This is a genomic window from Microbacterium sp. MYb54 (assembly GCF_002979515.1).
Classification (GTDB): Bacteria; Actinomycetota; Actinomycetes; order Actinomycetales; family Microbacteriaceae; genus Microbacterium.
Genome location: NZ_PCPA01000015.1, coordinates 48,486 through 73,766, shown reverse-complemented (window position 1 = coordinate 73,766; position 25,281 = coordinate 48,486). Strand labels below are relative to the sequence as shown.

At 67.7% G+C, this 25,281-nt stretch carries 23 protein-coding genes; 18 read left to right on the top strand and 5 right to left on the bottom strand.

The genetic code is table 11. From position 1 onward, the window contains the following. Positions 1-53: 53 nt before the first annotated feature. The 7 genes from CQ040_RS15250 (at position 54) to CQ040_RS15220 (ending at position 8,526) form a co-directional block, all read left to right on the top strand. Positions 54-830, top strand: coding sequence for a Rossmann-like and DUF2520 domain-containing protein (locus CQ040_RS15250; RefSeq protein ID WP_105527595.1), 777 nt, complete (start codon positions 54-56; stop codon positions 828-830). Continuing rightward, positions 827-1,753 carry a pantoate--beta-alanine ligase gene (gene panC, locus CQ040_RS15245; protein ID WP_105527594.1) on the top strand — a complete coding sequence of 309 codons (927 nt, stop codon included), beginning with the start codon at positions 827-829 and terminating at the stop codon, positions 1,751-1,753. Before CQ040_RS15250 ends, panC begins: the two co-directional genes overlap by 4 nt. Continuing rightward, on the top strand, positions 1,753-2,145 hold the full coding sequence (gene panD, locus CQ040_RS15240; RefSeq protein WP_105527593.1) for an aspartate 1-decarboxylase: 393 nt from the start codon (positions 1,753-1,755) through the stop codon (positions 2,143-2,145). The genes panC and panD overlap by 1 nt, the downstream gene beginning before the upstream one ends. Beyond that, complete coding sequence (gene panB, locus CQ040_RS15235) at positions 2,142-3,029, top strand: 3-methyl-2-oxobutanoate hydroxymethyltransferase (protein WP_105527592.1); 888 nt, start codon at positions 2,142-2,144, stop codon at positions 3,027-3,029. The genes panD and panB overlap by 4 nt, the downstream gene beginning before the upstream one ends. 123 nt (positions 3,030-3,152) lie before the next feature. Next, on the top strand, positions 3,153-4,550 hold the full coding sequence (locus CQ040_RS15230; protein ID WP_258132755.1) for an HNH endonuclease signature motif containing protein: 1,398 nt from the start codon (positions 3,153-3,155) through the stop codon (positions 4,548-4,550). Between the two features lie 305 nt (positions 4,551-4,855). Next, positions 4,856-7,069: a chitobiase/beta-hexosaminidase C-terminal domain-containing protein gene (locus CQ040_RS15225; protein ID WP_146113911.1), complete on the top strand. Its 2,214-nt coding sequence runs from the start codon at positions 4,856-4,858 to the stop codon at positions 7,067-7,069. A 188-nt stretch (positions 7,070-7,257) separates the two neighbouring features. Next, positions 7,258-8,526 (top strand): hypothetical protein, encoded by a 1,269-nt coding sequence (locus CQ040_RS15220; protein WP_105527590.1) that lies wholly within the window; start codon positions 7,258-7,260, stop codon positions 8,524-8,526. Between the two features lie 8 nt (positions 8,527-8,534). On the opposite strand, the gene CQ040_RS15215 is transcribed toward CQ040_RS15220, so the two are convergent. The 4 genes from CQ040_RS15215 to CQ040_RS15200 form a co-directional block, all read right to left on the bottom strand. Beyond that, positions 8,535-8,768: a helix-turn-helix transcriptional regulator gene (locus tag CQ040_RS15215; protein WP_028503947.1), complete on the bottom strand. Its 234-nt coding sequence runs from the start codon at positions 8,766-8,768 to the stop codon at positions 8,535-8,537. After that, positions 8,768-9,256, bottom strand: a complete 489-nt coding sequence (locus tag CQ040_RS15210; RefSeq protein ID WP_105527589.1) for a DUF2975 domain-containing protein — start codon at positions 9,254-9,256, stop codon at positions 8,768-8,770. The genes CQ040_RS15215 and CQ040_RS15210 overlap by 1 nt, the downstream gene beginning before the upstream one ends. A 114-nt stretch (positions 9,257-9,370) precedes the next feature. After that, the gene (locus CQ040_RS15205; RefSeq protein WP_181156970.1) at positions 9,371-10,984 is read right to left on the bottom strand and encodes a glycosyltransferase family A protein; all 1,614 of its coding nucleotides are present in this window, start codon (positions 10,982-10,984) and stop codon (positions 9,371-9,373) included. Positions 10,985-11,243: 259 nt separating this feature from the next. After that, positions 11,244-11,537: a helix-turn-helix domain-containing protein gene (locus tag CQ040_RS15200; RefSeq protein ID WP_105527608.1), complete on the bottom strand. Its 294-nt coding sequence runs from the start codon at positions 11,535-11,537 to the stop codon at positions 11,244-11,246. Positions 11,538-11,604: 67 nt separating this feature from the next. On the opposite strand from CQ040_RS15200, the gene map reads away from it, so the two are divergent. The 4 genes from map (at position 11,605) to CQ040_RS15180 (ending at position 17,212) form a co-directional block, all read left to right on the top strand. Beyond that, positions 11,605-12,378, top strand: a complete 774-nt coding sequence (gene map, locus CQ040_RS15195) for a type I methionyl aminopeptidase (protein WP_105527587.1) — start codon at positions 11,605-11,607, stop codon at positions 12,376-12,378. A 104-nt stretch (positions 12,379-12,482) separates the two neighbouring features. After that, positions 12,483-13,118 (top strand): PadR family transcriptional regulator, encoded by a 636-nt coding sequence (locus CQ040_RS15190; protein WP_105527586.1) that lies wholly within the window; start codon positions 12,483-12,485, stop codon positions 13,116-13,118. Positions 13,119-13,163: 45 nt separating this feature from the next. After that, positions 13,164-14,864 carry an AarF/ABC1/UbiB kinase family protein gene (locus CQ040_RS15185; protein WP_105527585.1) on the top strand — a complete coding sequence of 567 codons (1,701 nt, stop codon included), beginning with the start codon at positions 13,164-13,166 and terminating at the stop codon, positions 14,862-14,864. A 338-nt stretch (positions 14,865-15,202) separates the two neighbouring features. Then, positions 15,203-17,212 (top strand): BCCT family transporter, encoded by a 2,010-nt coding sequence (locus tag CQ040_RS15180; protein WP_105527584.1) that lies wholly within the window; start codon positions 15,203-15,205, stop codon positions 17,210-17,212. Between the two features lie 41 nt (positions 17,213-17,253). Here CQ040_RS15180 and CQ040_RS15175 read toward each other — a convergent pair whose 3' ends face one another. Further along, a complete protein-coding gene (locus CQ040_RS15175) occupies positions 17,254-18,885 on the bottom strand; it encodes an SDR family oxidoreductase (protein ID WP_105527583.1) in 1,632 nt (543 codons plus the stop codon). A 168-nt stretch (positions 18,886-19,053) separates the two neighbouring features. On the opposite strand from CQ040_RS15175, the gene CQ040_RS15170 reads away from it, so the two are divergent. The 7 genes from CQ040_RS15170 to CQ040_RS15140 all read left to right on the top strand — a co-directional run bounded on the left by CQ040_RS15170 (position 19,054) and on the right by CQ040_RS15140 (position 25,277). Further along, on the top strand, positions 19,054-20,289 hold the full coding sequence (locus CQ040_RS15170; protein ID WP_105527582.1) for an MFS transporter: 1,236 nt from the start codon (positions 19,054-19,056) through the stop codon (positions 20,287-20,289). Positions 20,290-20,525: 236 nt separating this feature from the next. Next, complete coding sequence (locus CQ040_RS15165; RefSeq protein ID WP_258131499.1) at positions 20,526-20,999, top strand: SRPBCC domain-containing protein; 474 nt, start codon at positions 20,526-20,528, stop codon at positions 20,997-20,999. Continuing rightward, positions 20,996-21,313, top strand: a complete 318-nt coding sequence (locus CQ040_RS15160) for a metalloregulator ArsR/SmtB family transcription factor (RefSeq protein WP_308736904.1) — start codon at positions 20,996-20,998, stop codon at positions 21,311-21,313. The genes CQ040_RS15165 and CQ040_RS15160 overlap by 4 nt, the downstream gene beginning before the upstream one ends. Positions 21,314-21,434: 121 nt before the next feature. Beyond that, positions 21,435-22,742 carry an ABC transporter substrate-binding protein gene (locus CQ040_RS15155; protein WP_105527580.1) on the top strand — a complete coding sequence of 436 codons (1,308 nt, stop codon included), beginning with the start codon at positions 21,435-21,437 and terminating at the stop codon, positions 22,740-22,742. A 72-nt stretch (positions 22,743-22,814) separates the two neighbouring features. After that, positions 22,815-23,687 carry a carbohydrate ABC transporter permease gene (locus tag CQ040_RS15150; RefSeq protein WP_028503936.1) on the top strand — a complete coding sequence of 291 codons (873 nt, stop codon included), beginning with the start codon at positions 22,815-22,817 and terminating at the stop codon, positions 23,685-23,687. After that, the gene (locus CQ040_RS15145) at positions 23,684-24,577 is read left to right on the top strand and encodes a carbohydrate ABC transporter permease (protein ID WP_105527579.1); all 894 of its coding nucleotides are present in this window, start codon (positions 23,684-23,686) and stop codon (positions 24,575-24,577) included. The genes CQ040_RS15150 and CQ040_RS15145 overlap by 4 nt, the downstream gene beginning before the upstream one ends. Before the next feature lies 1 nt (position 24,578). Further along, positions 24,579-25,277, top strand: coding sequence for an alpha/beta fold hydrolase (locus CQ040_RS15140; protein ID WP_105527578.1), 699 nt, complete (start codon positions 24,579-24,581; stop codon positions 25,275-25,277). Positions 25,278-25,281: the final 4 nt, after the last annotated feature.

Here is a 25,281-nt window from a genome sequence, read left to right as displayed (position 1 = left end):
ACGGGCGGATACTTCTGCCATCCGAACCGCCTCTTCCGGCTCGGGGAATCGACATGCAGACCTCTCCTTCGCTCACACCAGGAACGACCATCGCCATCGTCGGCGCCGGCCGTCTCGGACGTGTACTCGCGCGGGCACTGCGCGCGGCGGAGCTCGAGGTTCTCGGCCCGTCCGGGCGCGACGAGCAGATCCCTGATGCAGACGTCGTGCTGCTCTGCGTCCCGGATGCCGCGATCGCGGAGGTCGCCCACGAAGCCCGATCCCACGCGCGCTTCCTCGGGCATGTCTCCGGCGCCACCCCGCTCGCCGACGTGGACTTCAGCCTCCATCCGCTGCAGACCTTCACCGGCACGGAGGCGGCCGAGGCGTTCAACGGCATCGGCGCCGCGATCGCCGGCCGCACGCCCGAAGCCCGCGAGGTCGCGGAACAGCTCGCCGCAGCCCTCGGTGCTCGCGCTTTCGAGGTCGACGACGCACACCGCGCGACCTATCACGCGGCCGCATCCTTCGCCTCGAACTTCGTCCTCACCATGCTCGACGCGGGCGAGAGGCTGGCCTCGGCTGCGGGCATTCCCCACGACGAAGCGCGGGCGCTCCTGGCCCCGCTCGTCCGTCAGACCGTCGAGAACTGGGCGACGAGCGGTGCCGCCGCTGTTCTGACCGGACCCATCGCCCGGGGGGATGAGGCGACCGTCGCGCGTCAGCGGGCAGCTGCCGGAGAGGTCGCACTCCATGACCTGTTCGACGCTCTCGCCGAAGCCACCCGCACGATCGCCACCCACCCCGCTATTGCCCGCCCCGATACTGCAACCGAGGAGTCGCCCGCATGAGGATCCTCCGCACGATCCCCGAGGTCAGAGCAGCGATCCGCGAAGCCAGGGGTGCGAACAAGACGATCGGCCTCGTCCCCACGATGGGCGCGTTCCACGACGGCCACCTCTCGCTCATGCGTGCCGCGCGCGCGGCATCCGATCTCGTCGTCGTCTCGCTCTTCGTGAACCCGACCCAGTTCGGCGCGAACGAAGACCTCAGCGCCTACCCGCGCGATGAGGACCGCGACGCCGCGCTCGCCGAAGCCGAGGCCGTGGACATTCTGTTCGCCCCCGCCGCGGCGGAGATCTATCCCGACGGGTTCGCGACGAACATCCACGTCGACGGCCTCACCGACGTGCTCGACGGCGCCAGCCGCGGAGCGCACCACTTCGACGGCGTCGCCACGGTCGTCACGAAACTGTTCGGGATCGTCCGACCGGATGCGGCGTACTTCGGACAGAAGGATGCGCAGCAGGTGCTGGTGGTCCGCCGCGTCGTGCGCGACCTCGACCTCGACGTGCGGATCGTCGCGTGCCCGATCGTGCGCGAGGCCGACGGGCTCGCCATGAGCTCACGCAATGTGTACCTCGACCTGGAGGCCCGCGCGCGGGCGACCGCCCTGAACCGCGCCCTCGAGGCGGCGGCCGTGGTGTTCGACGCGGGGGAGCGCGAGGCCGACAGCATCCTGTCGGCCGCACGCAGTGTGCTCGACGACGCCGGAATCGGCCCCGAGTATCTCGAACTCCGAGATGCCGAGACGCTGCAACCCGTCACCCGCATCGAAGCCGACGCTCTGCTCGCGGTCGCCGCGCACGTCGGGGCTGCCCGGCTGATCGACAACCACGTCTTCTCCGTCACAGATGCATCTGTCGCAGACGCATCTGTCCCAGACGCATCTGTCCCGGACGCGAATCCCCACGACCCGAAGGGCGACGTCTGATGCGACGCACCATGCTGAAGTCGAAGATCCACCGAGCGACCATCACTGCCAGCGACCTGAATTACGTCGGATCGATCACGATCGACCCCGACCTGCTGGAAGCCGCCGACATCCTCCCGCACGAGCAGGTGCATGTCGTCGACGTGGACAACGGCGCCCGGTTCGAGACCTACACCCTGGTGGCCGAGCGCGGATCCGGTGTCGTCCAGGTCAACGGCGCGGCCGCTCGCCTCGTGCACACGGGCGACACCGTCATCGTCATCTCCTATGCCGACTACTCACGCGAAGACCTCGCGAGCTACGAACCGGTCGTCGTGCATGTCGACCGCAGCAACACGATCATCCAGGTCGACGACGCCGTCGACCGTCTGCTGACGGAGGCCAGCGCATGAGCGCCCACGCCGCTCCCCGCAAGCGCGTCACGCTCGCTGCTCTGACCGCGAAGAAGGGGGCTCGCGAACCGATCGTCATGGTCACCGCCTACGACCACCCCAGCGCGCAGATCGTCGAGACCGCCGGCGTCGATGTCGTGCTCGTGGGCGACTCGGCCGCGATGACCGTGCTCGGCTACGACAGCACAGTTCCCGTCACGATCGACGAGATGCTCATGCTGACGAAGGCTGTGCGGCGCGGACTGACCGCTCCACTGCTCGTCGGCGACCTGCCGTTCGGCTCCTATGAGGCCTCCGACGAGCTCGCCATCACCACGGCTCAACGCTTCATCAAAGAGGCCGGCTGCGACCTCGTGAAGATCGAGCGCGGCGGCACGACCGTCGACCGTGCGCGGGCGCTCGTGCGGGCCGGAATCCCGGTCGTCGGGCACGTCGGACTCACCCCGCAGACGGCCACAGCGCTCGGCGGCTACCGTGCGCAGGGACGCACCGCCGACGCGGCGCTCGCCGTGATCGACGACGCCCTCGCGCTGCAGGCTGCCGGATGCTCGATGCTCGTGGTCGAAGCGGTGCCGTCCGAGGTCACCGCCGCGCTCGTGCCGCTGCTCGACATACCCGTGATTGGCATCGGAGCCGGAGCGGATGCCGATGGACAGGTGCTCGTCTTCCACGATCTGCTCGGCCTCTACGACGGCGGTTCAGCCAAGTTCGTCAAGCGCTACGCCGATCTGCGCAGCGCCGCGATCGCCGGCGTCGAGGCGTATGCGGCCGAAGTTCGCGGTGGCGAGTATCCGGCCGCAGAGCACGGGTACGCGATGCCGGACGGTGAGGCCGGGCGGTTGCAGGAGCTGCTTGCGGGGCGCATTCCCGAAACTCGTGGATAAGTTCTATATAAGCGCTTCTTGTGCAGTCCTTCGGATGGCCGCGATCGCTTGATCTGTGCGGAATTCCGGCATGCGATTCGTGCAAAGCTACGAATCTGGCGTGTATGCGGGATAAAATGAAGCATGTCGACATTGACCGGTTTGCACGAGGCGATGGCTCGCCTTGACGCGGCTTGGTCGGGGGCCGTCGATTCCGGTGACCTCTCCCGCGCGCAGCTCATCACGGTAAACGACGCGATAGGTATGGTCCAGCGGCGACTTGATGCGGTGCATGTCGATGTGGCCGCGGGCATCTCGCATGAGTCACGACCCGAGCTGGGAGCGGAGAGTCTGGCGAAGCAGCAGGGCTTCCGCACTCCGGCCAAGCTGATCGCCGCGACAACGGGTGTGTCGACGGGAGATGCCTCTCGCCTCGTCAAGGTGGGCGAGGCGACGGCGCCGCGCACCGATCTGATCGGATCGCCATTGCCGGCGAGGTACCCGCTTGTCCGCGAGGCGCTCGGTTCGGGGGCGCTGAGCGCGCAGGGCGCGGCGCTGATCATCGCGGTGCTGGATCGCTGCCGCGTCGCCGCCGGGGTGGAGCGCATCGCCGAAGGGGAGCGGATGCTGGTGCAGAAGGCGGCAGGATTGGCGCTCGATGACGTGCGCAAGCTCGTGGTCAGGGTGGAGGCGTGGCTCGATCCTGATGGTCTGGAGCCTCAGGAGGAAGACCGCCGCAACAAGCGCGCACTGTCGTTGTTCGAGCGGGATGGGATGGTGCATCTGAATGCTGTGCTCGATGTCGAGACCGCGGCACCGGTCGTGACGGCGATCCGGGGGTTCGTGACGGCGGCGTTCGCTGCGCGGAAGGATGCTCCTGACGCGGGTGCTCCGGATGCGGATCGGCGGACGGTGCCGATGATTCAGGCTGATGCCCTCGCTGTGTTCTGCGCGCATGTTCTCGGGTGCGAGCGGCGGGTTCCGGTGGCGGGCGCGACCGTGATCGTACGGATGAACCTCGACGATCTGGAGGCCGGCACCGGGTCGGCGACTGTGGACGGTGTCGATCAGCCGGTGAGTGTCGGAGCCGCGCGGAGGATGGCAGCTGGGGGTGGCGTGATTCCGTGTGTTCTCGGTGGGGATAGTGAGATTCTCGATTGGGGGCGGGAGAGACGGTTGTTCACCCGAGCCCAACGGTTGGCGCTGGTGGAGCGTGACGGGGGATGTGCGATGTGCGGATTGCCTCCGGAAATGACGAAGGCGCATCACATCCGATGGTGGAAACGCGATCACGGACCGACCGATCTCTCCAATGGGGTGCTGCTGTGCGAGACATGCCATCACCGCATCCATGACAACGGGTGGGAGATCCGCATCGATGCTGCCGGGAGCGGGAGCGGGAGCGGGAGCGGGAGCGGGAGCGGGAGCGGGAGCGGGAGCGGGGGTGCGGCGGCGCGGGTCTGGTTCATCCCACCCCGATACGTCGACCCCGCACAGACCCCGCGGCTCGGCGGCCGAGCGCGCTTCGATATTGCCGCCTGACGCTGACGCTGACGGCCGTGACGCAAGTGGGTGCGAGGCAGCCGCGGCACTACGGCACTACGGCACCACGGCACCCACGGCATCACGGCGCCACGGTTGTCCAGGATCGAAGTTGTCCTCGGGTGGGCACGCCGCAGGCGCTCCGTGATCTTGTATTTACTTCTCCCTCGAGTCTTCTGCGCCCCTAGGTCAAAGTTGTTTACCTAACGTTCCTGCTCCCGCCCTTCCGCGTCTCCACTCGCTCCCTAACGTCGCTTTCGGGCGCCGAATCGCGCGTCGTAGATATACACGTGGAAGAGGATCAAGTGAAGAGACAGATCGCAGGGGTGTGCACGCTCGCGGCCGTCGCCGCCGCCGTCGCGTTCCCCCTCGCAGCGGCGAACGCCGCCGATGAGTTGGCTGCTCCGACGTTCAGCCAGGAGGGTGGACGATTCACCGAGTCGACCACGGTCGCACTCACCGGGCCGCAGGGCGCCGAGATCAGGTACACCCTCGACGGATCGACGCCGACCGCCAAAAGCCCGGTCTACAAGAAGCCGCTCGTGATCGGCGAGACGACCAACCTCGCCGCGGTGTCGATCAAGGGCGGTGCCACATCGCCAGCCGAGATCGAGGGCTACATCATCAAGACCGCCGAGGAGCCGCTGCTGTCGTTCTTCGTGATGAGCGACGTGCACACGTCGGCCCTCACCGAGAAGAACCGGGGCATCTGGGCGAGCCACTTCGACACGCTCGCATCGATCAACCCCGACCCCGACCTGATCATCTCCAACGGCGACCAGATCAACGACAACAACAACAACACCGCGCCCGACCACCAGGTCGTGAAGACGATCTTCGACGAGAACATCGACCGCCTCGGCCTCGACGACACCCCGATCCTGATGTCGCACGGCAACCACGACGTGGGCAACGCCGACATGGCCAAGTACTACGGCGAGTGGTTCCCGAACGCATCCGGCGGCTACTACGAGAAGACGGTCGACGACCAGACGTTCCTCGTGATCGACACCGAGCGATACTCGGGGGCGCAGCGCGCTTGGCTTCAGGGACGCCTCGCCGCCCTCTCCGCGGAGCCCGACGCCCTCAACAAGCCGCTCTTCGTCGTCGGCCACCGCCCCACCGCCAACACGGTCTACGACGGGGCCCAGGCCTCCAACGCTGCTCTCACCGCCGACCTCTCCGGCTACCCGCAGGCGGTCTACTTCTCGGGCCACTCGCACCTGAATCTGAACGACGAGCGTTCGATCTGGCAGGGCGCGTTCACCGCGGTCAACGACGGATCGATGTCGTACACCGAGACCCCGCACGACGCGTACCAGATCTACGGCAACGCCCTCTGGGACGAGTTCACGATTCCGACCGCTCAGGCGCTGTACGTCGAGGTCTACGCCGACCGCACCGAGGTCGACCGCATCAACTTCGCGGCCGATGACGAGCGCACCTACACGAACGGTGCGTGGGGCTACCAGTCCGGTTACCCCTTCGCCAGCGCGGGCACGCTCGCTGGCCCGACCTGGACGGTCCGCCTCGACGGAGCCACGCCCGAAGAGGTGCGCGCGAACTTCGATTACACCTCGGCCGCTCGTGACAACGTCGCCCCGGTGCAGCAGGGTGCGCCGGAACATGTCGTGACAGCCGCTGGAGCCGACGTGCTCCGCGTCCCCGCCGCGACCGATGACGAGTCAGTCTACGGCTACGACGTGCGGGTCCGCGATGCGGCTACCGGTGTCGAGGCGCTGCCGATCCGTGCCGGCGCGAAGGTCCTCGCGGACTTCCAGATCGCCCCGCGTCCGAGCGTCCTCGAGATCCCGCTCGCCATCCGCAACGGTCGACAGGCCGATGCCCCGCTCATCACCCTCACGAAGGGCACACGCTACATCGCCGAGGTGACCGCCGTCGACATGTACGGCAATCGCTCCGAGAAGACCTCGGTCGCCTTCGTCGCAGGTCAGGTGCCGGACACCACGCGTCCGCAGGTGACTCTCGTCAGCCCGACCGCGGCCGGGCCGTCTAAGACCATCGACATCCGGGTCGACGCGACCGACGAGGTCGGCCTCGCGCGCATCGTCGCAAACATCTACCAGGGCGGCAAGCTCGTCAAGAGCACGCAGTCGCCCGTCGCGGGCACGAGCGGCTCGCACGTCGCGACGGTGACGCTCCCCGACGGGGCATACACGGTCAGGTACAACGCGCAGGATGCCGCGGGCAACATCTCGAAGACCTCGACCTTCGATGTGGTCGTCGATGCCACAGCCCCCACCGTGACCGTCAAGACGGGCGACTCCTTCACGGTCGGCGACGCGGCGGGCTACGACAAGGTGAGCTACAAGCTCAACGACGCGGGCAAGATCGACCGGGTCGAGCTCAACGGCGTGGTGAAGGACCTGACGAACAACGCCTGGTCAGACCTCAACTTCGTGAAGCCGGGAGCGTTCGGAGGCGTCAAGGGTGCCAACACGCTGCACGTCTACGACGTGGCCGGCAACGTCACGACGGTGGAGTTCGTGCTGCGCTGATCGGCGGAGGCCAGGCCCTGCGGTGCGGTGAGGATGCTCCTCTCGTGCGGCAGGGCCTTCGCTTCGCGGTGACTGATCTCAGGGGGCTCGCGCGAGCTTCCCTGCACGATCTCGGGTTCCGATGAGTTCTCGACAGATCGTGTTCTCGGGGCACAAGGCGGGGTCAGCCGCGATCTAGCGTTGCCCGGATGAACCTCTCAGAGCACGTCCACGTCACGCGGGCCCTTCATGTCGAGATGTCAGTGGCCGATCGTCCCGAGTTCACCCGTGTCATCGGTGTCCCGCGCGATGCGCCCTCCTATTGGGTCATCGAGGCGTACCGGCTGAGCCTCGGGCTCGAGCCCGAATGGTCTGAGTTCGAATGGGCGGAGTCCGACGACGGCGCCGACTCGTCGCCCCTCATCGACCTCACGCCCTGGAGGTCAGAGGCGCAGCAGGTCGCGATTCCCGGTGTCGCCGATGTCGTCGACGTGGTTATCAGCGGCCCGTTCACAGCCATGATGGGCGATCCGAGGGTCACGGTCGTCGACATCGGACGAGCGGTGCCGAGCGAGCGACGGGCTGAGCACGAGGGATCGGTGGGGTGGCAGGTCCGGCGCCCGCCGTTCCGCGCCGAGCATGTCGAGTTCGAGCTCGCGCAGCGATTCGGGTTGGTACAGCCGCACTTCGACTCATCGGTCGGGGTGCAAATCGGCCAGGGCCTGCAGCCGTCCTCGCCGATCGCGACGCTTTCCGAGACGCTGACTCCGGTGCGGAGACTCGCGCTACTCGCGCACCTCGAAGAAACGGGGCTCGTCGCAGCGCCCCCTCCGGAGGCGGCGGCAATCGAGTCGGCGACGGCCAGCCTGCGGATGCTGGTCGCGCGGATCGGCTCCGACGGCGTCGAGCAGGATCAGGCCGATGGGTGGCTGCCCCGTGCGGTGGTGTCCGAAGTCGTCGAGGCCCTCGACTGGCCGGATGCCGCGGTGGATGGGCTGCCCGATCCCGTGGATGCGCTCATGGTGCTCGCGCGACGGACGAAGGCGGTGCGCCGCCTGCGCGGACGCGTCGTCGTCACGCACCGGGGGCAGTCGTTGGCGGTCGGAGAGGCTCGCGCATTCCAGCGGATCGTCGAGGTCGTGCGAGAGGCCGGGCGGGCGGGCCCGTATCTCAGCGGGCAGTCTCGGAAAGCCACCCTCGCCCTGCTCGCCGTCGCCGACCGGTCCGCGGCCACCGTCGACGAAGTGGCTGACGCGGTTGCTGCCGGAGAGGGCGTGCTCGCTCCAGGGCGAGACGACGTTCGTCGGTTCTCGGAATGGACGCTGCGGTCGCACTGGGAGGGGGAGTGGGGGCGAGGAGTGAGTGACACGCACGCGGTGCAGCACGTGGTGGAGGTGCTGTGTGCGCTCTCATCGCCCGGAGCGTTCGGTGTGGTCACATCCGCGATGCGTGCGGTCGCCTCGGCGGCGCTGCGGTGAGAGGAAGGTCAGTCCGCGTGGGCGGATGGGGTGCCCGGCTCCGGTTCCCATCGCAGCAGGTCGCCGGGTTGGCATTCGAGGGCCACGCACAGTGCGTCGAGCGTCGTGAACCGCACGGCCTTCGCGCGACCGTTCTTCAGCACGGCGAGATTGGTCGGAGTGATGCCGATGCGGTCTGCCAGCTCGCCGACACTCATCTTCCGCCGCGCCATCATCACGTCGATATCGACTACGACGGGCATCAGATCACCTCGTTGTCGAGCTCTGAGCGCAGCGACCGCGCCTCGGCTTCGCGGTCGATCGCCTGCCGCAACAGCGCCTTCATCACGACGACGAGCAGCGCCATCCCGGCGAGCACCACCCCGGCGCCACCGATCAGAGCCACGACGCCGGGAGCGATGTCGGTCGGCGCGAGGAGTGCGGCCAGGGCCCAGGTGAGCGCCGCCGCGACGAGGATCGCGCCGATGATCACATTGACGTACCGGAAGGACGACTCCGAGAAGATCGAGTCGCGCCGCACCTTCGTCAGCAGTCCCCACACGCACACGCCGAACACCTGGAGCGTGCCGACCCCCAGCACGACCAGTGACACCAGGAGGATTCGGCCCCACAGCTCACCTTCGCCGAGGTCCAGCCACAGCAACGGCACGATCAATGCCTGCACCGCCAGTGACCCGAGCAGTGCCACCGCGATCACGATGCGCAGCACGACGATCGTCGCTTTTCCCATGGCTCAGCCTTTCATCGAAGAACAACTGAAATCTATCGTTATTCGTTCGATGTGGCAAGATTCACGACCCCGCTCCGGCCCGACGACGCGTGGATGGGAGCCGGGGAGGCGAGGTCAGCCTCGCCGGAGGAGGCCGCGGAACTTCCGGACGCTCCGACCGGCGAAGTCCTTCACGCGTCCGCCCGGCCACTGGCGGTGGAGTTCTACCGCCTCGCCTTCCGTCACCGCGAGGGTGCAGGTGCGACCGGCCAGAAGCGGCGAGCGTCCGGCGCTGGCGAGAACAGCCGGAGTGGCCTCGAGGGGGGCCTCGAACGTCCAACCGGCACGGCGGACCTTCACGGCGAGAGCGCCGCCGCGAGATTCGTCGTTCGGTCCGAACGCCTTCAGCGGATCGATCGAGACTCGGGTGGCATCGAGGTTGGCCAGGCGTCGACCGCCGAGGCGGCGTTCTGCGCCGGTCGCCGCGTCGCGGAGGAAGACCTCGACTCGGTCGTTGCGAAGCTCGCGGTCGACGACCAGGAGGTTTGCCGGCAGACCCTCGATCGTCGACACGGGCAAGGAGGTCAAGCGCGTGATCTTCTTGGGGCCGCGGCTCTTCGTGCGAGAGTCCCCCGCGCTCGAAGCGTCGATGCCGGCGGGCTCCGTCTCTTTCGGGGCGGGGAGCGATGACTCGAAGACGAAAGCGTCCTTGCCGTCTCGCGCGAGAGTGATGCGGAGCGTGAGGTGCAGGCCTCCACCGCGAGACCAGCGCGCGGCCGTGACGACGGCTCGACAGGTGATGTCGGCTTCGAACTCCGCGAGGCGCAACAGGTCGTCGCGACGGTCTGCGCGCAGCAGCGCTGCGCGGACCCGGTGCGGGAAGCCGAGGCCTGCATCGACGCCGGGCCCGAAGTGCTTCTGTACCAGCGGCGTGACCACGTCGAGCAGGCGTTCGCGATAGTCGTCGGGATACCTGACCATCTGACGCCCGGCGAGTCGTTTCAGCACCTTGCCGCGGAACCAGTGCCGCAGAAGTCGGTCGCGCAGCTTGCCCGGCTCGGTGTTCGTCTCGACCACGTCGAGCACCGTCTCCAGGTGTGGGAAGTAGGTCTCGGGATCGATGCGCGAAGAGCTCGCGCTGCCGGGCTGCTTGACCCACGCGTAGCAGGGCTCGCTGGCGAGGACCGAGATCGTCGAAGCTGCGAAGTACGCCTGCATCACGAACAGGTGGTCCTCGAGCCGCACTCGGCCTTCGGGGAAGCGGATACCGTTGGCACGCAGGAACGCCGTGCGGAACATCTTGTGCGGCGTGAGCATCTCGAGAAGCGGATCGGTTCCGAGAATCGCACGCGGGATGTCGTGGCTGAAGATCCGACTCGGAAGGCGACGGCCGATGCCGACCTCTTTGCCGACGATGGCGTCGGAGCCGTTCAGATCCGCGTAGTCACACAGCTTCTCGAGCGCTCCATCGAACAGGTAGTCGTCCTGGTCGACGAATTGCACGTACGTCCCCCGCGCGGCGTCGACCCCGTGATTTCGCGGCATGCCCGGCCATCCGGAGCGCTCCAACGAGAGCACTCGCACGTTCGGCCGGTCGCGGGCGACGTCGGCAAGACGAGCACCCGTCGGCTCGCCGGAACCGTCGTCGCAGAGGAGCACCTCGAACGACGCGGGGTCCAAAGTCTGTCTGTCGAGAGAGGCGATGAGGTCATCGAATGACGGCCCTGGTGCGAACACAGGGACAATCACGCTCACTCGGATGGACCCCGACGTGCTCTTGCTGCTCTCCGGTGGATTGGTCTCCGGTCGATCGCTCTGTGCCAAACGTCTCACTCCCCCAAGTCGACAATTCCCCGAGCTAAACACGACTTCCTGTGTGCGTCACCGGGCTTGCGCGGCGCCCGGGCGTGTGCACGGATCAGGCAGTGCGACGGGGTGGGGGAACAGCCCGGTGGGTCTGCCGAAGCACAGCCCGGAGGCGACGGGGCCGGGCGCGCCCGCCCGGAGCTCAGGAGGCGATGCTCTGTGCGCGGGTGTCGTCGGTGCGGGTGTCGTCGGCGCGGGAGCCGACTTCGGCCCACACGGCATCCAGCGAGATGTGCAGCACGTCGGCGATCGCCGCGATCGTCGAAAATGCGGGGGTTGCCACGCGACCGGACTCGATCTTCCGCAGGGTTTCGGGGGAGATGCCGGCATCGAGCGCGACGGTCAGCATCGACCGCTCGCCGCGTGCCTGTCGCAGCAGGGCTCCGAGGCGCTCGCCGCGTTCGATCTCAGCGAGAGTGAGCGGCATCCGAACCATCATGATGCCCATACTAATCCCGGGATAGTATTACCGGGATAGTTATTGGATCCTACGAGGAGAGCCCATGATCGAGATCTTGAACGCCGACGAACTCGGCCGTGCGCGAGCGGCCGGCGCCCTTGTCGGCGACATCCTGCATGCCTTGAAGAGCCGCGCTGCGGTCGGTGTGAACCTGCTGGACCTCGACCGTTGGGCGCGGGAGCTGATCGAGGAAGCCGGAGCCGAGTCCTGCTACGTCGACTATGCGCCCTCCTTCGGTCGCGGCCCCTTCGGTCACTACGTCTGCACCGCAGTGAACGACGCCGTGCTGCACGGCATGCCCCACGGCTACCGGCTCGTCGATGGCGACCTGCTCACGCTCGATCTCGCCGTCACTCTGCGCGGTATCTCGGCCGACGCGGCGATCAGTTTCGTGGTCGGCGGAAACCCGGCGCCTGGCGACCTCGCGATGATCGCCGCGACCGAGCGTGCGCTCGCGGCCGGCATCGCCGCAGCCCGCCCCGGCGCCCGCATCGGTGATCTGTCGCACGCGATCGGCTCAGTGCTGAGCGCGGCCGGATACCCGATCAACCTCGAGTTCGGCGGTCACGGCATCGGCTCGACCATGCACCAGGATCCGCACGTCGCGAACGACGGGCGTCCGGGCCGCGGCTACAAGCTGCGGCCGGGTCTCCTCCTCGCGCTCGAGCCGTGGGTGATGGCCGACACCGACGAGCTCCGCACAGACGCCGATGGCTGGACGCTGCGGAGCGCGACCGGATGCCGCACGGCCCACAGCGAGCACACGATCGCGATCACCGAGGATGGCGCGGAGATCCTGACGCTGCCGTCGCGCTGACGGGGCTGACGGGGCTGACGGGGCTGACGCATCGAAAACTCCCACCCAACCTCCAGACTGAACGATATATCGTTGAGTATCGTTCACCGCAGCAGGAGGTCATCATGAACAACGCATTCCCCTCCAACCCGTTCGGCGGCAACGGCGGCCCCGGGAGCAACGGCGGACCCGGCGGACTCTTCGGCGGCTCCGGTTTCGGCACGGGCCCCGGCGGTCCGGCATCCGCGATCTTCGAGGCGATGGACCAGCTCCGCAAGTCCTTCGAGTCCCGCCCCTCCGGAGGCTCCCGCATGGCCCGCGGCGACGTCCGCGCGGCAGTGCTGTCGCTCCTCGCCGAGAAGCCGATGCACGGCTACCAGATCATCAACGAGATCGCCGAGCGCAGCGGCGGCACCTGGAAGCCGAGCGCCGGCTCGGTGTACCCGACGCTGCAGCTGCTCGCCGATGAAGGACTCATCGAGGCCGAGGAGCAGAACGGCCGCAAGACCTACTCGCTCACTGAGGCCGGTCGCGCGATCGCCGACGAGAGCTCCGAGACTCCTGCTCCGTGGGAGTCGTCGTCCGGCAAGGACGGCCATCGCGACAGCGCCCGGTTCAACGCACTGCCCAAGGCAGGCGTCGACCTCGCAGCCGCTGCCGCCCAGGTCGGTCGCAGCGGTTCGCCCGAGCAGGTGCAGCAGACGATCGAGGTCCTCGACGAGGCCCGCCGTAGGCTGTACTCGATCCTCGCGCAGGACTGACCGCGCAGTGCGGCATCGGGTGGGGACCTGCGAAGGAGCCACGCGATGACGGATGCTGCGGCACAGGGCGTTCACCGCGCCAGGTACCGCCGCATCCTGTCGTTCGCGGGGCGAGAATTCCTCAAGATCTGGTGGTTCGAGCTCGTACTCCCGCGTTTCGGGATGAGCAGGATCGCGGAGCGCACGCGCGGGCAGCGGATGCAGACGTTCGCGCGTCGCTTCCACGTTCTCGCGGTCGAGCTCGGCGGCCTCATGATCAAGGTCGGACAGTTCATGTCGTCGCGCCTCGACGTGCTGCCACCGGAGATCACGAAGGAGCTCGAAGGGCTGCAGGACGAGGTTCCGCCCGTGCCCACGCCCGCGATCCGCGCGCTCGCCGAAGCAGAGCTGGGCATCCCGCTCGAGCGTGCCTACGCGTGGTTCGATGACACCCCGGTCGCGGCGGCATCCCTCGGCCAGGTGCACCGCGCCAGGCTCTCGGCCCTCGATGCGGCCGATACCGGGCTCGAAGACGTCGTGGTCAAAGTGCAGCGACCGGGCATCGACGAGATCGTGGCGGTCGATCTCGCAGCCCTCCGCCGGGTCGCGCGGTGGCTGACCCGCGTGCGTATCGTCGCCGACCGCGTCGATGCGCCCGCGCTGGTCGAGGAGTTCGCCGCGACCAGCCTCGAGGAGATCGACTACCTGCACGAGGCCGCGAGTGCCGAGAGGTTCCGCGAGAACTTCGCCGACGACCCCCGCGTCGACACCCCCGAGATCGTCTGGGAGCGTTCGACCCGCCGGGTGCTCACGCTTTCGGACGTCACTGCGATCAAGATCAACGACACCGAAGCCCTGCGCGCGGCCGGGATCGATCCGTCCGAGGTCGCAGCGGTGTTCGCCGAGGTCATGTTCGACCAGGTGTTCACGCACAGCTTCGTGCACGCCGACCCGCATCCGGGCAACATCTTCGTCACTCCCGCCCCCTCGGGCGCAGGAGAGTCGGGCCGGAACTTCCGCCTCACCTTCATCGACTTCGGCATGATGGCCGAGATCCCTGCGAGCCTCCGCGACGGCCTGCGCACGCTGCTCATCGCAGTCGCGGGCCGTGACAGTCATGGCCTCGTCGCCGCGGCACAGGAGATCGGCGTCCTGCTGCCCTCCGCCGACACCGGTGAGCTCGAACGCGCCTTGACCGCTCTGTTCGCTCGCTTCGGCGGCATGGGTTTCGCCGAGCTGAGCAAGGTCGACCCGCGGGAGTTCCGCGACTTCGCCGAGGAGTTCGGCGACATGGTGCGCACGCTCCCGCTGCAGTTGCCCGAGAACATGCTGCTGCTGATCCGCGCCGTCTCGCTGACGTCGGGCATGTGCAGCGGCCTCGACCCCGCCTTCAACGTGTGGGACGCCGCCGAGCCCTATGCCGGGCGTCTGCTGCGTGACGAGAGCGGCAACATCGTGCAGGCGTTCGCGAGTCAGGCGATGGGCACGATGAGCACGACCTGGCGTCTGCCCGGTCGTATCGACAAGATCATCACCCGCATCGACGACGGCACCGTCTCGTTCGACACCTCGCGCCTGGAGCGTCGTCTCGACCGGCTCGAGGGCATCGCCCGGCGCATCGCCTCGGGAGTGCTCTTCGCGGCGCTGCTCATCGGCGGTGCGCTGCTCGTCCCGTCAGTGCCGCCGTTGGGCATCACTCTGATCTGCGTGTCGGTGCTCCCGCTGCTGCACTCGCTCTTCGCCGGGGTCGGCCGCCGCCTGCGCTAGCCGCCTTCCGGGCAGGGCATGCTCCAGGGCCTGATCCGGGCGGGCTCCCGTCTTCCGGGGGCGCGCCCGTTTCCCGGGGGTGCTCCCGTCTGCGTGCTCGGGTGTGTGAGGTCAGGCCATCACGCCGAATCAGGCACTTGGCGCGGGAATCGGCCTGTTCTCGAGTGATGGCCTGAAGCGGGCGCGCGGGCGGTCATGGTCGAAGCGGCACGCCCGAGAAACCCAGACCGTCGGGCATCCGTGAGGCGCATCGCGCCCCGACTCGCCGCGGATCGCAACGATCGTCTGGGTTCTCGCACCCCTGCGCGCAGACACCTCACATGACAGGATGGGATGCCATGGAGACCCCTGACGAGAAGCCCGACGCACGCTCCGCAGGAAAGAACCCTCCGCGCCCCCGCACGGATGCCACAGGCACGGGCGTGAACCGCCTCCCTGCGAAGGCCGGCGAGGCCGCACGCAAGATCGTCCGAGAGATCGCCGTGGTGCCGCCGCGCAGCGTGCATCCGGCACTCGTGCCCGGTGTCTCGGTGGAAGAGACCGGTCGCACCTACCGCACCGACCCGCTCGTGTTCGGTGTCGCACTCACACTCGTCGTCGCGTTCATCGCCTGGGGTGTGTTCGCCGGCGACAACCTCTCGGGCACCACCTCGGCAGTGCTCGCCTGGGTCGTCGACTACTTCGGCTTCTTCTTCACCACCGTCGCCACGATCGTCCTGGTGTTCATGCTGTTCGTCGGCTTCAGCCGCTACGGCCGCATCCCCCTCGGTCGCGACGACGAAGAACCGCAGTTCTCGATGTTCTCCTGGATCTCGATGCTGTTCGCCGCCGGAATGGGCATCGGGCTCGTCTTCTGGGGTGCCGCCGAACCGCTGACGTTCTTCGAGAACCCGCCGCCCGGAACCGTCGAGGCGAACACCCTCGAGGCCATGCACACGGCACAGGCGCAGGTGCTGTACCACTGGGGCCCGCAGGCGTGGTCCTTCTACGCGCTCGTCGGTGGGGCGATCGCCTACGGCGCCTTCCGCCGCGGGCGTGCGCCGCTGATCTCCTCGATCTTCGCGCCGCTCCTCGGCGAGGGCCGCACCGCCGGTCCGATCGGCCGCACCATCGACATCTTCGCCATCATCGTCACGCTCTTCGGCACCGCGGCCTCGCTCGGTCTGGGTGCGCTGCAGATCGGGCACGGCGTCGAGCTCGTCAGCGGCATCGGCGAGCTCGGAAACGGCGTGTTGATCGCGGTCATCGCTGTTCTCACCGCGTGCTTCATCGCGTCCGCGGTCTCTGGTGTCTCCAAGGGCATCCGCGCTCTGTCGAACATCAACGCGGTCATGGCTCTCGTGCTCGCCTTCTTCGTGTTCTTCGTCGGACCGACGATGCTCATCCTCAACGTGATCCCCTCGGTCGCGGTGCAGTTCGTCGGCGATCTGCCGCAGATGATCGCGCGCTCGGCATCTCAGGGTGACGAGGCTCAGGCGTTCCTGTCGGGCTGGACGATCTTCTACTGGGCGTGGTGGATCTCGTGGTCGCCGTTCGTGGGAATGTTCATCGCGAAGATCTCGCGCGGCCGCACGCTGCGTCAGTTCGTGTCGGTCGTGATTCTCGTCCCTTCGGCCATCTCCCTCGTCTGGTTCGCGATCTTCGGGTCCACCGCCATCCAGCAGCAGATGGACGGAGCGGCCCTCACGGTGGATCCGCCGGAGGAGGTGCTCTTCGGTGTGCTGGAGAACCTGCCGTTCCCGCTGATCACCAGCATCCTGCTCATCCTGCTCATCTCGATCTTCTTCATCACCGGCGCGGACTCGTCGTCGCTCGTCATGGGCACCCTGTCACAGCAGGGGCGACCGGAGCCGACCCGCTGGGTGACGATCGTCTGGGGATCGCTCGTGGGAGTCATCGCCGCGGTGCTGCTCGTCTCCGGCGAGGAAGGGAGCGGGCTGAAGTCGCTGCAGAACGTGACCATCATCGCCGCGCTGCCCTTCGCGATCATCATGGGGTTCATGATGATCGCCTTCATGAAGGATCTGCGGCGTGATCCGTTGATCCTGCGTGAGCGCTATGCCAAGGCGGCCGTTCGGCACAGCGTCATGGCGGGCCTCGAGGAGTACGGCGACGACTTCGCGCTGGTGCCGGTGGAGTACGACCACTCCGAGGACGACCTCGACTGGATCGACGAGTCGACCGTCGACGACTCGCTCGCCGAGGTGTACGAGGCCGCGACGGAGGCGATCGACATCATCCCGCCGGCGGAGGTCGATGCGGTCGTCGACGCGGCGCTGGATGCCGGCGCCACTGAGCCCACGGACCCCGATGCGACGGATGCTCCGGAGCGGCCGCGCACGGACTGAAGCGCGAGGTGGCCGGCACCGGCCCGCGCGGGATCAGGCCGTCAGGCGGGATCAGGCAGTTTCGCGTCGGATCGGCCTGATCCCGCGCGATCGCCTGACGTCGCCGTGCCTGCCTGCTCCGCCTCGGCCTGCTCCCCGCCGGCCTGTTCCGCGGCGCTCGTGATGCGCGCCGCCATGCCCGCGAAGATCAGCCCGTGGAACGGCAGCACTGCGAGCCAGTAGAGGCGTCCGCTGAGCCCGCGGGGGAAGAAGACCGCCCTCTGCTCGTACCGCGCTCCGGCCTCGTCGGGCACGGCGCGCAGTTCGAGCCAGGCCTCTCCCGGCACCTTCATCTCGGCACGGAGCCTCAGCAGGGATCCGGCATCCGTCGTCTCGACCGCCTCGACGCGCCAGAAGTCGATCGCGTCGCCCACTCGCGCGGCGGTGCGACTGCGGCGTCCGCGGCTGAGGCCCACGCCGCCGACGATCCGGTCCATGAAACCCCGTACCGCCCACAGCAGGGGGGAGGAGTACCACCCGTTCTCGCCGCCGATGCCCAGGATCACGCGCCACAGCTCCGCGGTCGAGGCGGTCGTCGTGACCGAACGGGAATCGGTGAAGACGGTGCGACCGGCCCACTCCGGGTCACTCGGCAGTGGGTCGCTGGGGGCGCCGGAGACCTCCGCATCCTGCCAGCTGGTCTCGATCGTGTCGGCTTCCAGTCGCCCGAGGGCCAGATCGACGGCCTTCCGGTAGGGGGTCAAGCCGTCTTCGGGACGGGGGATCAGCTCGTCGACCGCGTGGTCCTTCATGATGCACTCGTTCTGCAGCGACGCGACGAGCGGCCGGGCGATCGACCGCGGCACCGGAGTCACGAGGTTCACCCAGTGCGAGGCGAGCCCGGGAGTCAGCACCGGGAGCGCGGCGATGGCGCGCTGCGGGAGACCCGCCTCGACCGCGTAGCCGTTCATCATCTGGCCGTAGCGCAGCACATCGGGACCGCCGATGTCGACGGCCCTGTTCACGTCTGGTTCCACCCGCGCCGCCCCGAGCAGGTAGTGCAGCACGTCGCGTACGGCGATCGGCTGGATGCGATTGCGCACCCACTTCGGCGCCGGCATGTACGGCAGCACGTCGGTGAGGTGGCGGATCATCTCGAACGATGCCGACCCCGAACCGATCACGACGCCGGCCTGCAGCACGAGCGTCGGCACCCCCGACCGCAGGAAGATCTCCCCCACGTGCACCCGCGAACGCAGGTGCGGCGACAGCTTCACATCGTCGGGATGCAGGCCGCCGAGGTAGACGATGCGCTGCACCCCGGCCCGGGCCGCGGCTTCGGCGACCGTCGTCGCCGCGCGCTCGTCGCTGTCCTCGAAGCCCTTGCCCGCCGACATCGAATGGATCAGGTAGTACACGACGTCGACGTCGTCCATGGCTGAGGCGACGGCATTCGCATCGTCTGCCGAGCCCTCGAAGATCTCGCAGTCGGCTCCCCAGGGGAAGGATGCCGCCCGCACGGCATCCCGCGCCAGGACGCGCACGCGGTAACCGGCGTTGAGTAGCCGAGGCGTCAGTCGTCCGCCGATGTATCCGGTGGCGCCGAGAACGAGGGCACGCGGGGCGGACCCGTCGTCGCGCGGGATGGCGCGCAGCCCCTCTTCGCGGCCGGTGGGGTGGGTGAGTTCGGGCATGCCACGAGCGTAGGCCGGGCGGAGGACGCGAGGAACGGGGTTGCGGGGTGTGACGGCGGTCGCTAAGGGAAGGCTGCTGAACGGTTCGAGGGCACCGGCGAGGGCGTGGCGAACCGACCGGAGGACTCGTGTCGGCGAGAGCCCCCGCGGCACCGTACGATCGTAGGCATGGCTTCCATCGAATCGATTCGACGACCGGCGCCGGACCAGGCATCCCGACGCGCGCGCATCGCCGTATCCGCCCTGTTCCTGACCAACGGGGCCCTGTTCGCGAACATCCTTCCGCGCTATCCGGAGATCAAGTCCGCGCTCGGGCTCGACAACCTCGGCTACGGCTTCGCGATCGCCGCGTTCCCCGCCGGTGCGATCGCGGCCGGGCTCCTCGCGGCAGTGCTGATCCGCCGGTTCGGCTCGGCGCGCATCGCCGTGATCGGCACCGTGCTCACGAGCCTGGGGCTGCTGTCGGCCGCGCTCGCGCCGTCGGGCGTGTTGTTCGCCGTCGCGCTGTTCCTCGGCGGGGCCTCCGACGCCATCACCGATGTCGCGCAGAACGCGCACGGACTCCGCGTGCAACGACGCTACGGACGCTCGATCATCAACGGCTTCCATGCGATCTGGTCGATCGGCGCGGTGCTGGGCGGGGTGATGGCCGCCGTCGCGATCGCGCTGCAGCTGCCGCTGGGCGTGCACCTGGGTATCTCGACCGCCGTCTTCGCCACGGTCGCTCTCGTCGCCCTGCGATTCTGCCTTCCCGGCCGCGACCGCGAGGTCGATGCTGAGGGCGACGCCGAGACGACGGCCGAGCCGGGAGAAGTCGCCGGAGCGCTGCGCCGTGGCGTGACCCCGCGCACCGTGATCGCGATCATCGCCCTGACCCTCATCGCGATGGCTGGCGCTGTCGCCGAGGATGCCGGGAACTCGTGGGCGACGCTGTATCTCTCCGAGTCCCTCGGCGCCGCGGCCGCGATCGCCCCGCTCGGCTTCATCGCCCTGGTCGGCGCGCAGTTCATCGGCCGGATCATCGGCGACCCGCTCACCGACCGGTTCGGGCAGCGCTGGGTCGCCAGGATCGGCGGCATCATCGCCGCCGCCGGTATGACTCTCGCGCTCGCCTTCCCCACCGTGCCGGGCACGATCCTCGGATTCGCGGCCGTCGGCTTCGGCATCGCGACGCTGATCCCCGCAGCCATGCATGCAGCCGACGAGCTGCCGGGTCTGCGGGCGGGCGTCGGGCTCACGATCGTGTCGTGGTTGCTGCGTCTCGGCTTCCTGCTGTCTCCGCCGTTTGTCGGGTACATCGCCGAGAACGAGAGCCTGCGAGCGGGACTTCTCGTCGCCCCGGTCGCGGCCCTCGTGGCCGTGCTGCTGGCCGGCTTCCTCGAGAAGCGTCGGCCGCGGGACTGAGCCGCCGACCCGCATCCGCTCGATGCAGATGTCGGGTGGATGGACGCGCGTCGGGGGCCGGCCCGGCGTTTCGTCCTGCATCCGTGAGATCTCCCGACGGATGGTACGGCGGGCGGAAGCCTCTTCTGCAACCCGGGGGTTGCGCTAGCCTGGGCCGTGTGCAACTCTGGAGTTGCAGCTGGTCGATCGGCCGGCGGAACATGCGGGAAACCAGGAAAGGACCCATCATGGTGAACATGACCCATAACGAGGCATCCGTCGTCGACGAGGAGACCTTCTCGGTGCGGCGGAGCATCCAGATCGCAGCGTCCGTCGACAAGGTGTGGCGAGCGGTGGCTGAGCCGGAGCACGTCTCCCGCTGGTTCGGGCGCACTGTGCTCGACGGCGTCGGTGTCGGTGCGACCGGCACGATGAGCTTCCCCGACTACGACGTGATCCCGCTGCGGGTCGAAGAGTACGACGAGCCGCGGCGCATCACGTACCGCTGGAACAACGACGACGCCCTCGGGAAGCTGCCGGACGCCGTCGACGAGTCGACCTCGACCGTCTTCACCTTCACGCTCGAGGAAGCCGACGGCGGCACCCGCCTCACGGTCGTCGAGAGCGGATTCGAGCGCACCTCGGACCCGATCGGGAACCTCGAGTCGCACCGCACCGGCTGGGACCTCGAGCTCGACAAGATGGTCGCCCTGGTCGAGGGCGAAGCGTGACGACAGCCACGCTCATGCCCATGTTCGCGGCGCTCGCGGACGAGACGCGCTGGAGCATCCTGACGGCTCTCGGCGAGGGGGATGCCTCGGCATCCGCCCTCGCCGGGCGCCTTCCGGTGTCTCGCCAGGCGATCGCGAAACACCTCGCCGTCCTGCAGGAGGTCGGACTCGTCGAGCCCGTGCGGGTGGGGCGCGAGGTGCGCTTCCGCGTCGTCGGCGCCGAGCTCTCCGCCACGGCGGCGACGCTCGATGCGATCGGACGCGAGTGGGACCGTCGCCTCGCCGCGATCAAGGAGATCGCGGAAGGGCTGTAGGCACCATCCGGTCGGTGAGGCCACCGATATACGGCGGAGCCGCAGTATACGTATTCAGTCCAGCGTCTTTCTGAAAATATAGGCTTCCCTAAGTCCACTGCATACGTATACCATCGGCGTCATGGGACACATGAAGCATCGGACACTGCCGGTACTCGCCCTCGTGGCTGTGGGCATGGTTGCCCTCTCCAGCTGCGGCGCCGGGACCCGCACCGACAACGAGAACGCGACAACGGTGTCGTGCGACTACACCGCTCCTGAGGGCAAGACCACGGTCAACGTCCTCGCCTACAATTCCTCCGCCATCGACCCCTTCACCGACACCATGGTGTCGAGCTGCACGACTGACGACGTGCAGCTGAAGCACGACCCGATCGACTTCGGCGGGCAGGTGACCAAGACCACCGCCACCCTCTCCGGTGAGACGGGCACCTACGACATCGTCGAGACCTACGGGTTCGTGATTCCGAGCCTCGCGCAGGAAGAGAAGCTCGTTCCCCTGAACGACCTCTTCGACAAGTACGCCGACGACTACGGCCTCGACGCGATCAGCGAGTCGATGCGCGAGGGCATGTCCTTCGACGGCGAGCTCTACGCCCTGCCGATGCAGGCGCAGATGTTCGTGATGGCCTACCGCACCGATATCTTCGACGACCTGGGGCTCGAGGTGCCGACCACCTTCGACGAGATGATCTCGGCGGCCGACGCGATCAAGGCGGCCGGCCTCATGGACTACCCGATCGCCCTGCCCTGGCTCGCCACGAACGACGTCACGACCAGCTTCCAGGCCGCGATGAACTCGGTCGGCGGCGACTTCGTCGACGAAGGCGGCGACGTGACGCTCGATTCGCCCGAGGCGAAGCAGGCCGTCGAGGCGATGCTCGCCCTCAAGCCCTACATGGACCCGCAGGTGACCACCTTCGATCAGCCCAAGGTGCAGCAGCAGATGTTCAACGGCACCGCCGCGATGTCGATCATGTTCTCGGGTCGAATGATCGACCTGACCCTGCCCGCCAACTCCAAGCTCGCCGACTCGTTCGGGTTCGCGGGTGCGCCGAAGGTCTCCGACGATGCGGAGTATTCGTACAACCGCCTGTCGATCGACGGCTGGTCGATCCCGTTCAACACCAAGCTCGACCACGAGATGCTGTTCGTGATGATGGCCTCTGCCGTGAGCGAAGACGCCTCGAAGGCCTCGGTCCCCGCCGCCTACCCCGCACGGGAGGGCATGGTCACCGAGAAGAACTCGCCTTATGGAGCTGCCGCGAACGACTCGCTCGCCTCGGCCAAGCCGCCCATCGTATCGCCGGTGCTCGCCGACATCACGACCGGGATCCGTCCGATCCTGGTCGAGATCCTCAACGGCAACGTGTCCGTCGACGAGGGGCTGGCGCAGATGCAGGCCGCGGGCGAGAAGGTCGCCGGCTGATTCACACCCGCCAGTCGATGACTGTGGCCTGAGCATGACGTTCAGGCCACAGTCCGTCCAGGAAGGACGCACATGAAGGCCCGTGAGTTCTGGTTGCTCTTCGCCCCGAGCCTGCTGGTGATGTCTGCACTGCTGGTGCTGCCGCTGGTGCGCACGGTGCAGTGGAGCTTCGAACAGGTCCGTTACGGCAGTCCCGGCACATTCGTCGGGTTGGCCAACTTCGCGGATGCGCTCACCGATACGCGCTTCCACAAGGCAGTTCTGTTCACGGTGACCGTCACCGTGATCACCACGATCATCCTGCTGGTGGCCGGGTACATCATCGCCACCGGCATCAACCGCATCACCACATCGAGGCCACTCGTGCTCGGGATCATGCTGGTCTCGTACGTCTTGCCGAACCTCGTCGGCGCCGTCGCGTTCTCGTGGCTGTTCGACGACAACTTCGGCGGCGTCGTGAACCGGCTGATCGGCTTCTTCGGGGGCACCCAGGTGCTGTGGTTCACCGACCAGGTGCCCAACGCCATCCTCGTCATCGCGAACACCGTCTGGCACATGCTCCCGTTCGCGATGCTCATCATCCTCGCGGGACTCCAGGGCGTGCCTGCCGAGCTGAAGGAGGCGGCGAAGATCGACGGCGCGAACGCCTTCCAGACGCACCTCAACGTCATCATCCCGACGATCCGCGGTGTGCTGGGGTTCGTGACGCTGATCACGATCATGGACGTGCTGAGGATGTTCGACAACCTCATCCCGCTGTCGCCTCAGGCGCAGTCGATCGGGAACGAGTCGATCATGCTCTACGTCTACTCCGTCGCATTCGCAGACGGAGCCGAGAAGCTGGGGCTGGGCAGCGCGATTAACGTGCTCACGATCCTCCTGATCCTCGTCATGCTGATCCCGTTCATCCGGGGCATCTTCAAGGAAGCGAAGGCGGAACGATGAGTCTCCTGACGCCCGATCTCTCGACCAGGGCCATCACGACCGGCGGCTCTTCCAAACGTCGTCGTCGCGGTCCCTCGCGTCCTCCCGTCGTGACGGGTCTGCTGCTGGGTGTGCTCTGCATCGTGATGCTGAGCCCGTTCATCTGGATGACTCTCTCGGTCACCAAGCCGACCGACGTCGCGTTCGCCAATCCGCCGGTGCTGTGGGACTACGAGCCGACTTTGAAGGCGTTCGTGGACCTGTGGGAGACCACGTACTTCGCGGACTACCTGGTGAACACGGTGGTCGTCGCCGTGGTGTCCACCGTGATCGCACTGATCATCGGCATCCCGGCGGCCTACGCGCTCTCGCGGTTCCCGAGCTACATCTCGGCGCTGCTGCTGGTGGTCGCGCTGATCTTCCGGGCGCTCCCGCGGTTCGCCGTGGTGCTGCCCATGTACGACATCAGCCGTGCGCTGGGTATCTACGACACCACGTTCGCCCTGGCCATCGCCCTGGTCGCGATCAATCAGCCGTTCACCATCTGGCTGCTGCGCAACTTCTTCGCCGAGATTCCCAAAGAGCTCGACGAGGCGGCCATGATCGACGGTTGCACGAGGATCGGGATGCTGCGACGGGTCATGATCCCGCTGATGGGTCCCGGCATCCTCACCGCGGGCATCTTCGTCTTCCTGTTCGCGTTCCAGGAGTACCTCACCGCACTCGTGCTCACCGACACCTCGTCCAAGACGGTCCCGGTGTTCATCGCCACGCAGCTGGGGCAGACACTGCCGATGCTGCAACAGGCGGGAGCAGCGTCCATGCTGCTCACGATCCCGGTGTTCGTCATCGCGTTCATCGCACAGAAATACCTCGTCGCAGGCCTCAGCGATGGGGCGGTGAAGGGCTGACATGCTGCCGCTGGTGCTGCTCGCCGGCATGAACTGCACGCCCGATCTGTGGGCGGATGCCGGGCTGGGTCCCGTCATCCGCCCCCTGCTCGATCGTGGCGACATCGACGAGCAGGTGGATGCGCTGAGCGCTGTCTTGCCCGAGCGTTTCGTGCTGGTCGGGCATTCGCTCGGGGCCATCGTCGCGATGGCGCTCGCCGTATCGGCGCCGGAGCGTCTGGGCGGACTGTGCCTGGTGTCGACCAATGCCAAGGCTCCCACCGGCGCGCAGCGTGAAGGCTGGCGAGATTGGATCGCGCGGCTCGACGGAGGGGAGGACGCTCGTCAGCTGCAGTCGAGCATCCTGCCGGCGCTTCTGGGCGATGATGCCGTGCGCGAGCACCCCGACCTGATCGAGCGCACGCTCGCGATGGGCGATGACACCGGCGCCGACCTGCTGCGCTCGCAGCTGCACCTGCAGCTCAGTCGCCGCGATCTGCTCGGTGCGCTGCCGGGGGTGGCGACGCCGACGCTGGTCGTGTCCGGCCTCGACGACGTGATCTGTCCGCCGCACTTCCACACCGAGATCGTGACGCAGATGCCGGATGCGAGGCTGGTCACGCTCGACGCCGGTCACCTGCTGCCGCTCGAGCGTCCCCGGGCGTTCGGAGAGCTGCTGCGGTCGTGGAGGCAGCAGCTCTCGGGAGTTGGATCCCGCTGACGCC